The following is a 9,403-nucleotide window of genomic DNA, read 5'->3' as shown; positions in this document are numbered from 1 at the left end:
GGCTTATAGACCCACCCCCAGAGCATAGTCAACACCCACATTGTAAAAATTCTGACATTTTTATATCTTATTGATTTTACAGAGGTATTTGCAATCCACAGGGAGAAAGCGGCCCGATCGTCTCCAGAACGCCGCAATATATTGTCCGGTTGGTCAAATTTTTCGATCTGAAACGAAGAATGGCCCGTTCCGGACCGGCGGGGATCGTTGCATTCTTCGTTCCGAAGCCAATTCATGGTTAACAAATCGTTTCGGCCCGCGCGCGCCCTTAACCTTTTTACCTAGGCTAGATCTCATAAAAGCCAATACTTTACATTAGATTTCTGCTATATAAAAAGGCTGGGAGGACAGCATGGATACAACGAGACCAGAGAGCATCATCGAAGTCAGCGTCGACAGCGCCACCGGACGAAGGGCACTCGGCATCATGAACATGCGCCAGGCATTGGATCTGCCTGATCTGCCGAGCTTCACCTATACGCATCCGGACCCGCAAAAGGCCGCCGCAGGCATCGTTGTTAGCCGGGAGGAACTAAAGCGCTTCCTCACCCGTCATTGAGCGGTAACGCGACAGATGGCACAGATCGCGCAGCCAGGCGCGAGCGCTTTGGTGTGCCCTATTTCAGGCGGCAGCCCGACTGGTCGTCGCAAGCGGCAGAAGCACGATCGCGTTAAGCCCACCGCCGTCGCGATCTTCTAGGCAAAGTGCGCCGTTATGCGCATCGAGGATTTGCCGGACGATCGTCAGTCCTAATCCGCTCCCCCCAAGATCGCGATTGCGCGATTCCTCCAGACGGACAAAGGGCTCGAGCACATCCTTGCGCCGCTCCATCGGAATACCCGGGCCGCGATCGCCGATGATGACGGCGGCATGATCGCCGCGACGCTCGATGCCAATGTCGGCCCTGCCACCGTAGCGCAGCGCATTGTCGATCAGATTATCTAGCACCCGAGCCAAGGCCGTCTGAGGCACCGTCACCGCCAATTCTTTTCCCAGCGGCGAAAGCGAGACCACGTCCGGTCTGTCCTGGCGCTCCGCGACAAGCGCGCAAACAGCAACATTGAGATCGGCAATATCCCGTCCTCCGGAAACGACGGTGCTGCGGGCAAAGCCCAGCGCGTCCTCGACGAGGTGCTGCATGGCGTCGATATCGGCGATCGCCCGCTCACGATGCGGCGTGTCAGGCAACATCTCCATGCGCAGGCGGAAACGGGTGAGATAGGTTCGGAGATCATGGGAGATCGCCCCGAGTATCAGGGTGCGATTGTTTATCAACGCGGCAATGCGCAACTGCATGCCATTGATGGCACGGATCAGCATGCGCAGCTCGCAGGCGCCCCGTTCCGGAATTTCGATCGGCTGCAGGCCCTTGCCGATAGAATTGACCGTGCGAGACAACCGAGTCAACGGCCGGGTCTCCCGCGCCACGGCGACAATGGCGATCACCGCCACCAGCATGCCGAGAAGTCCGGCCATGAAGCCCACGGGAACGCCACGCAGCCGCACGGTCGGTGTATCGGTCAGGCTAAAGACGGCAATCTTGCCGCCGGCAATGCCAATCGACACTTCGATCGTACGGTCAGGAGCGCCGACTGAAAACCAACCCTGCGGCTGTTCGGGGAGGGAGCGCAGGCTGAAATAGTGATCGCCGAGCGCGATGCCAGCAAACTCATGGGCCAGCCTGTGACCAAGAATCGGGTCGGCCGCATCATCATTTTGCACCGGCGGCGGAGCATCGGCCAGACGCAGATCCAGACCGGCCGCGGTCAGCGCACGTACGGCCTGTTCCTGCGCCTCCGGTGGAATGGCATCGAGGAGGCGCACCGCCGACCTGACCTGCATCGCTGGCGACTGCCGGTGGCCGAGCGGCAAATCCGGTTTCAAACTGGCGGCAACGAAGGCGGCAAGCTGGATGATGAACAGAGCGACTGCGACGATCATGATGATGCGAGAAACGAGACCGAGTTTCAGCATGGCTCAGATATCCCTCACGTCGACGGTCAGGAGATAGCCGGCATTGCGCACGGTGGTGATGACCTGAGCGCCATCCGGCAAATAGTGCGCAAGTTTGGTGCGCAGGCGCGAGACGGTGACGTCGATCGTGCGATCGAAGGGGTCCGCGCCTCGTCCGCGTGTCCAGTCGAGCAATTGGTCGCGCGACAGCACCCGGCGCGGACGTTCAAGAAAGCAGACGAGCAAATCGAACTCCGCAGTCGTCAGTCGCACTGGGCCTTCGCCTTCGATCTCGATCGCCCTTCCCTCAAGATCGACGATCAGGCCGGCAAAACTCTTGCGCCGCCGCGGGCCGCCGCCCTCTTCGGGGCGTTCGGAACCGGAGCGGCGCAGGATGGCGCGGATGCGCGCCAGGAGCTCGCGCGGATTGAAGGGTTTGCCGAGATAATCATCGGCGCCCATTTCCAGGCCGAGAATGCGATCGATGTCATCCGACTTCGCCGTCAGCATCAGTATAGGCACCTGGTTGCGGGCCCGGATGCGGCGGCAGGCCGAAAGACCATCCTCGCCCGGCAGCATCAGATCGAGAATGATGAGATCGGGAAAACCTCTGGCGAGTGCACGATCCATGGCGGCCGCACTTTCGACCGCCTCGACGGCAAAACCCTCGCGGCTCAGAAACTCCTCCAGGAGCGCCCTAATTTCGCGGTCGTCCTCGACCAGAAGAAGCGAAGCAGAAACCATGGCTATCCATGCGAGGCGAAGGGCGACTTTGACAACAGGGAAACGGCCGGCGTTACAAACTGTAACAATTTTCCGCTGTTTTGAAAAATCCCGGCAACAGAAGCAATGCAGTTTTGCCGCGACGGCCGCCTCCGGAGTGGCCCCTACCGAGTAGACGGCGACAACGACCCCCGGCGTCGCCGCACCCGACCCATCGCCGCTCCGGACCGCCTGCAGGGCTCGCGTGACAAGGCGCGGGCCCTGTCTGTCCTGTGTGTTTCCCCTTGCCGCGATTTGCCTCGCAACGTTCCTCGTGCGAAAGGATTGGCATTGTCAGCATCGGAATGAGGCAACGTGTGAGCCAAAGGCATGCACCGCAGAGATCGGGCAGGGGGGCGAAAGGCCGTCAGGAGGCAGAGGGCAAACGTGTGACCCTGCCGCGGGCGCTGTCGAAGCTCGGCTATTGCTCGCGCACCCAGGCCGAAGCGCTGATTGCCGCCGGCCGTGTTGCGGTCGATGGCCGCCGGATCACCGATCCGGCCGCTTGGATCGATCTCGACCGGGCGCGCATTGCCGTCGATGGCACAGAGATATCCGCGGAGAAAAAGCTCTGGTTCATACTGAACAAGCCGCGCGGGCTGGTGACGACGCGCGACGATCCCGAGGGCCGGCCGACGGTCTACGACTGTCTAAGGGATATAGACGCCCCGCATCTGGCGCCGGTCGGGCGGCTGGACAAGGCGAGCGAAGGCCTGCTTCTCTTCACCAATGACACCGTGATGGCGCAGGCGCTGCTCGATCCGGTAACCCATGTCGGCAAGATCTATCATGTCCAGGTCAACCGCATCATGGACGAAGAACTCCTGCACCGCATGGAACGCGGGATCGTCGTCGACGGCGAGCTTCTGACCGCCATTTCCGCCCGCCTGCTGCGCAGTGGCGACCGCAACGGCTGGATCGAGATCGAGCTCAAGGAGGGCCGCAACCGGCAAATCCGGCGAATGCTGGAGACGCTCGATATCGAATGCCTGCGGCTGGTGCGCGTCTCATTCGGCAACATCACACTCGGCGATCTTCCAAAAGGTTCCGTCCGGGCATTGACGAAGGCGGAGATACTCGGGCTTCAGCGACAAGCGGGCATGGAAAGGAACGGTCGAAATGGACTGAAGGTGGGACGCAATGCAGCCTCATGATTTCTGGCAGGAGATTCATCCGCCGCAAAGCTTTTGCGCCGCGGACGATTTCGGCGATTTCTATGTGGCGGAACTGTCCGATGGACGGCAATTGCGCCTGCCGATCCGCGTGCTCGCCGATGGCGACCACGCGCTAGCGTCACTGATCATCAATCAGGCAAGTTTTTCCGTGCAGGAGGCGCTGGCCAAAGCGCTGGCCGCTCGCATCGCCCCATATGAGGTCGATGTCGTGGCCGGGCTGCCGACACTCGGATTGACGCTGGCAAGTGCGGTCGCCCGAGTGCTCGGTCACCAGCGTTATGTTCCGCTCGGCACCTCCCGCAAATTCTGGTATCGCGAGGATCTGTCGGTTTCGCTTTCCTCCATCACCACGCCGAACCAGGAAAAAAGGCTCTATATCGATCCGCGCATGCTGCCGCTTTTGCAAGGAAAACGGGTGGCACTGATCGACGACGTGATCTCCAGCGGCGCTTCGATCGTCTCCGGCCTGGAGCTTTTGACCGCATGCGATGTCGAGCCTGCCGTGATCGGGGCGGCCATGCTGCAATCCGAACGCTGGCGGCACCGGGTCGATGCGACCGGCAAACCATGGAGCGAGCGGATCGTCGGCGTGTTTTCGACGCCAATCCTCGAAAGAGGCGAAAATGGCCGTTGGCAGCGGCCCGCCTGACGGTCGTTTTCTGCGGGGCTGTACAGAACCGACGGGCTGGTTCATTCTAGATCCCGACGAATCTCCGGGGCCTGCCCATGACGTTCGAACAAGCATCCCTGCTGATCCTTCTGGGCCTGATGTTGGCGCTGTTTTGTCTTGACCGGTTCCGGATTGAGGTCGTTTCGATTGCCGGGGTGCTCGCCGGATACATTCTCGGCCTCTATCCGGCGGAGGGCGTCTTTTCCGGCCTCGCGAGCCCGGTGGTGATCACAGTCATCGAAATCCTGCTAATCGTGCAGGTACTGGCGCGGGTGCAGCTTTTCGGTGCGCTCGTGGACCGGTTGCTTGCCGCAGACCCGCCGTCCTTTGTCACCATCGGAGCGCTTTCCGGGCTCACGGCCTTCATCTCGATCTTCATGAACAATATCGGCGCTTATGCCATTGCGCTGCCGGTGGCACTGCGCATTGCCGATGTCACGGCCATTCCACGGCGTCAGTTGCTAATTCCGATTTCCTTTTCGGCGCTTCTCGGCGGATTGGTATCGCTGATTGGCACCCCGGCCAACCTTCTGGTCAGCGATGCCCTCTTCAGAGCGACGGGGCGCGGCTTCCATTTCTTCGATTTCGCCTATGTGGGATCGCCGGTCGCCGTGGTTGGCGTGATTCTGATTGCCGCAATCGTCCCGCGCCTATTTCCCAAATCAGGTGAGGAGGACGCGGCACCGGGCCTGGTCATGGACCGGCAGATGATTGCGGAACGCCGGGTGCCGCATGGCTCTCCGTTGATCGGACATGGGCTTGCGGATTGCCGCCGGGCTTTCGGCATCCAGCCGCATGCCTTGATCCGTGGCAGCCGTTTCGTCTCCCCTGGCAAAGGCGCCGTGATAGAAGCTGGCGATATTCTGCTGGCCGAAGGGCCGGACGTGTTGTTCGACAGGCTGTCGGCCAAAGGCGTGTTGATGCTCGAATCCCATTCCGGCGCCTATGGGTCCGATTTCGTGCGCAGCGAAGCGGTGGTCATGCCGCAAAGCACGCTGATCGGCTCGCACATCGAATCGCTCGACGTTTTTCGCTCGCGCGGGATTGCGATCACCGGGCTTTCCATGCGCTCGCCGCGTATAGAAGGGCGATTCGACGATCTTGCTCTTTCGATTGGCGATATCCTCAAGCTCGAAGGCCCAAAGCACGCGATAGCCCAGGCGCTGGAGGAATGCGAATGCCTGCCGCTGGCCGCAAGCCACGATCATACGCCGCCTTTGCGCTCATTTTGGCCAATTTTGCTTTTTGCCGGCGGCGTGCTGGCCGCCGCCACCGGCCTGCTTCGCCCCGAGATCGCTTTTGCCGGTGTCATTCTGGCGATGGCGCTGTTGGATTTCATCAACCTACGCGCTGCGATCGCCGATCTCAACTGGCCAATCGTCATCATGTTGGCGGCGATGATCCCGCTCGGCACCGCAGTGGCGACTTCCGGGACGGCAGAGATGCTGGCGGGCGGGCTCGGCGCCGTCGTGCCGATCGCCCAGCCCGTTTTTGGCGTGGCACTCATCTTGTTCCTGGCGATGGCGATCACCCCCTTCGTCAACAACGCCACCGTCGCCATCGTGCTGACGCCGATTGCCTTCGAGCTGGCTGCCAAGGCCGGGCATTCCGCCAATGCCTATTTGATTGCGGTGGCGGCCGGCGCATCGCTCGATTTCATCACGCCGTTCGGTCACCACAACAATACGCTGACTATGAGCATCGGCAGCTATCGTTTCATCGACTTCCTGCGCGCCGGCTGGCTATTGACCATTGTCAGCTTCGGTGTGGCGCTGGCCATGATTGGCTCGTTCTGGATTTGAGCACGCAGCCGCCCTCGATAGAAGGCGTATCCCGCCCGAAAATCGATTCCGATTTTCGGCGTTATGCGCTAAGGGTCCAACATGAAGCATCCGTCGGGCGGATGCATGAGCCTGCTGGTGACCATATTGCGAATTCTCGACCAAGCCCATTTTCCGGAACTGCCCAACTATTACCGCGGCAAGGTGCGAGAGAATTATGACCTGCCGGATGGCAGCCGCATCATCATCAGCACCGACCGGTTGAGCGCCTTTGATCGCATTCTCACCTGTATTCCTTACAAGGGCCAGGTGCTGACGCAGACGGCGCGCTATTGGTTCGAGGCAACGAACGACATCTGCCCAAATCACGTCATCGCCTATCCCGATCCGAATGTCGTCGTCGGCAAGCGGCTGAACATCCTGCCAGTCGAAATTGTCGTGCGCGGCTATCTCGCCGGCACGACCGGCACATCGATTCTGACACTTTACAAGAAGGGTCACCGAGAGATGTACGGCATCACGCTGCCGGACGGCATGCGCGCTAACCAGATGCTGCCGACGCCGATCATCACGCCGACGAGCAAGGAATTCGATGGCGGTCACGACGAACCTCTAACACCGGCTGAGATCATCGAGCGCGGGCTTTTGACGAAGGAGCAATGGCAGACATTGTCGGACTACGCGTTGGCTTTGTTCGCGCGTGGCCAGGAGATTGCCAGCAAACGGGGCCTGATCCTCGTCGACACCAAATATGAGTTCGGCACCGACGAAAGCGGCGGCATCATTCTCGCCGACGAAATTCACACCCCGGACAGCAGCCGCTACTGGTTGGCCGACAGTTACCAAGACAGCTTCGAACAGGGTGCGCGCCCCGCGAGTTTCGACAAGGATTTCGTCCGCGCCTGGGTGACCGAGCGGTGTGATCCTTACAAGGATGAGATACCCGAAATTCCGCTCGAACTGATCGAACAGACCTCGAAGGTGTACATCCGCGCTTACGAAGCAATCACGGCTACGCCTTTCGTTCCCGACGACCGCGGTGCAACACCGCGCGACCGGGTTCGCGCAAGCCTCACCCACTATTTCCCATAGGAAACCGTCCGAATGGTCATTCAGCGCACGCTACTGCGCTGTGTGGCCGCCCTTAGGTTGCGCCAAAAATCGAATCGTTTGGCACTTGCTGCTTAAAGTAGCATGAGGGAGGGTATGTTTTTTGCAACACTTTATAATTTTTTTACTGAAACCCCTCTATTTGTCATGATCCCACACGTGTTCTGCCGCGAGAAATCGCAAAAGGCACTGTGCTATTGCAAAACTCGTTGCTAGATTGGCGCCGACTGCTTCGGGTCGTTAGTTGGTAATGCGTAGACAGGAGCACCGACACATATGGGGTCACGTTGACCCCGTTAGATAGTGATCATGTAAATTGAATTGTGGGATAATGTGATGGTATCCATTCGTACGTCTCCGGTTCGCAATGGTGGACCGCATTCGGCGACAGGAAGCTGAACGCGTTGGCTGAGCAAGGACTTGCAGAAAACCTTAGCATCCAGCAGTCGCTGGAACGCATCAATCAGGCGCAGGCTGAAGTCGTGACCGCCGGCGCCGGCGGACTGCCAAGCCTTCTTGCCTCCGGCGCTCATACGACCAGCGGCGAAAAGGGCAAGCTGCGCACACAAACCGAAACGAGGAATACCACCAGCGGCGATCTCACCGCGTCATGGTTGCTCGACCTCTGGGGCCAATACCGCCGTGCGACGGAAAGCGCCAATGCATCGCTCGATGCGGCCTACTCCAGCGTCGACGTTTCTCGCCTGACCTTCTTGCAGGATCTGGCCACCAGCTATGTCAACGTCCGTCTCTATCAGGCTCGTATCGCGATCGCGCAGGACAACCTGAAGTCTCGCCGCGAGACGCTCGCGTTGACCAAGTTCCAGCTCGATGCCGGTGCTGCTTCCCGCCTCGACGTCGTCCAGGCTGAGGGTCTCGTTAACCAGACGCTTTCGACAATTCCGAACCTCGAAATCAGCTATCGCATAGCGTTGCATCATATTGCGACCCTGCTCAACGTGCCGTCGCAGACCATTATCGCCCAGCTGCACAGCGGCGGCGGCCAGCCGGTATTCCGGGGCCGCGTCGACACTGGTGTCCCGGCTGACCTTATCCGCAACCGACCCGACGTCCGTGTCGCGGAGCGTAACCTCGCTGCCGCGACCGCCAAGATCGGTGTAGCGGAAGCCCAGCTCTTGCCGACGATCTCGCTCAGCGGTTCGATCTCGCCGTCCTACATCCACACGTCGTCCATTAGTGGCAGCCTGACGACCTGGTCGTTCGGACCGACCCTGTCGCTGCCGATTTTCGACGGTGGCCTGCTGCGGGCTAATGTGAAGATCGCCGAATCCACGAGCCGCGAAGAGTATATCGCTTGGAAGCAGGTCGTGCTTTCTGCCGTCGAGCAGGTCGAAAACGCTCTGTCGGCCGTCAGCCGCGATGCCCAGACTGTCGCCGCACTGCGCGCGCAGGTGAAGTCCTACCAGGAAGCCCTCGAACTTTCGACGGCGAGCTACAAGGACGGCGCCTCCTCGCTGCTCGACGTTCTCGACGCGCAGCGCAACGTTTCGGATGCGCAGAACAGCCTTGCCCAGGCCGTCTCACAGAGCGCTATCGACTATATCCAACTGAATGTTGCGATCGGCGCCGGTTATGTTCCGGCCGAAAAGGCAAAGTTTGCCGAAAAACCGGCCAAGGTCGTCAAGGTCGCCGCCAAGAAGGCCGCCAACTAAAAGACACCGCCCGGTCCTGCCGGCCGCACCTTCGCGCAAACCGCCGCAGTCATTTGCGGCGGTTTTTCTTTGGCCGAGACAAAAGGGGTCAAACAAAAATGGCGCGCTCCGCTTCCGCAAAGCACGCCACCAGACAGTCAATAGACAAAAAGGCCGGAACAAACCGGCCTTTCGTCATCCGTCCTCGCGTCAGTGCCAGTACATCCGTGGTCAAGGGCAGGGCGGATACTGCAGCCAGATTGATCGCGAAAGGTTAACACTTGGTCAACGCCATTTCC

Annotated in this window: 7 protein-coding genes and 1 pseudogene; 6 read left to right on the top strand and 2 right to left on the bottom strand. The window is 60.1% G+C overall.

The features are described from left to right. Positions 1 to 352 precede the first annotated feature (352 nt). Positions 353 to 559 carry a hypothetical protein gene (locus PY650_RS24785; RefSeq protein WP_285882243.1) on the top strand — a complete coding sequence of 69 codons (207 nt, stop codon included), beginning with the start codon at positions 353 to 355 and terminating at the stop codon, positions 557 to 559. Between the two features lie 63 nt (positions 560 to 622). Here the strand turns inward: PY650_RS24785 and PY650_RS24780 are convergent, their stop codons facing one another. Then, positions 623 to 1,975: an ATP-binding protein gene (locus tag PY650_RS24780; RefSeq protein ID WP_285882242.1), complete on the bottom strand. Its 1,353-nt coding sequence runs from the start codon at positions 1,973 to 1,975 to the stop codon at positions 623 to 625. Between the two features lie 3 nt (positions 1,976 to 1,978). Next, positions 1,979 to 2,698 (bottom strand): response regulator, encoded by a 720-nt coding sequence (locus tag PY650_RS24775; protein WP_285882241.1) that lies wholly within the window; start codon positions 2,696 to 2,698, stop codon positions 1,979 to 1,981. Positions 2,699 to 3,033: 335 nt separating this feature from the next. Between PY650_RS24775 and PY650_RS24770 the strand changes: the two genes are divergently transcribed. The 5 genes and pseudogenes from PY650_RS24770 to PY650_RS24750 all read left to right on the top strand — a co-directional run. Further along, complete coding sequence (locus PY650_RS24770) at positions 3,034 to 3,870, top strand: pseudouridine synthase (RefSeq protein ID WP_432761576.1); 837 nt, start codon at positions 3,034 to 3,036, stop codon at positions 3,868 to 3,870. Next, positions 3,857 to 4,540: a phosphoribosyltransferase gene (locus PY650_RS24765; RefSeq protein ID WP_285882240.1), complete on the top strand. Its 684-nt coding sequence runs from the start codon at positions 3,857 to 3,859 to the stop codon at positions 4,538 to 4,540. The genes PY650_RS24770 and PY650_RS24765 overlap by 14 nt, the downstream gene beginning before the upstream one ends. 77 nt (positions 4,541 to 4,617) lie before the next feature. Beyond that, a complete protein-coding gene (locus tag PY650_RS24760) occupies positions 4,618 to 6,363 on the top strand; it encodes an SLC13 family permease (protein WP_285882239.1) in 1,746 nt (581 codons plus the stop codon). Between the two features lie 126 nt (positions 6,364 to 6,489). Next, complete coding sequence (locus PY650_RS24755) at positions 6,490 to 7,434, top strand: phosphoribosylaminoimidazolesuccinocarboxamide synthase (protein WP_285882247.1); 945 nt, start codon at positions 6,490 to 6,492, stop codon at positions 7,432 to 7,434. 371 nt (positions 7,435 to 7,805) lie between these two features. Then, positions 7,806 to 9,125: pseudogene (locus PY650_RS24750) on the top strand (efflux transporter outer membrane subunit); the annotation flags it as partial. Between the last annotated feature and the right edge of the window lie 278 nt (positions 9,126 to 9,403).

The organism is Martinezella calliandrae (genome assembly GCF_030272695.1).
GTDB lineage: Bacteria > Pseudomonadota > Alphaproteobacteria > Rhizobiales > Rhizobiaceae > Rhizobium > Rhizobium calliandrae.
This window is presented reverse-complemented; position numbering and strand designations above follow the sequence as displayed.

Coding starts and splice junctions, on each gene's coding strand:
- PY650_RS24785 (WP_285882243.1), top strand. CDS start 353: ATGGATACAACGAGACCAGAGAGCATCATCGAAGTCAGCGTCGACAGC.
- PY650_RS24780 (WP_285882242.1), bottom strand. CDS start 1,975: ATGCTGAAACTCGGTCTCGTTTCTCGCATCATCATGATCGTCGCAGTC.
- PY650_RS24775 (WP_285882241.1), bottom strand. CDS start 2,698: ATGGTTTCTGCTTCGCTTCTTCTGGTCGAGGACGACCGCGAAATTAGG.
- PY650_RS24765 (WP_285882240.1), top strand. CDS start 3,857: ATGCAGCCTCATGATTTCTGGCAGGAGATTCATCCGCCGCAAAGCTTT.
- PY650_RS24760 (WP_285882239.1), top strand. CDS start 4,618: ATGACGTTCGAACAAGCATCCCTGCTGATCCTTCTGGGCCTGATGTTG.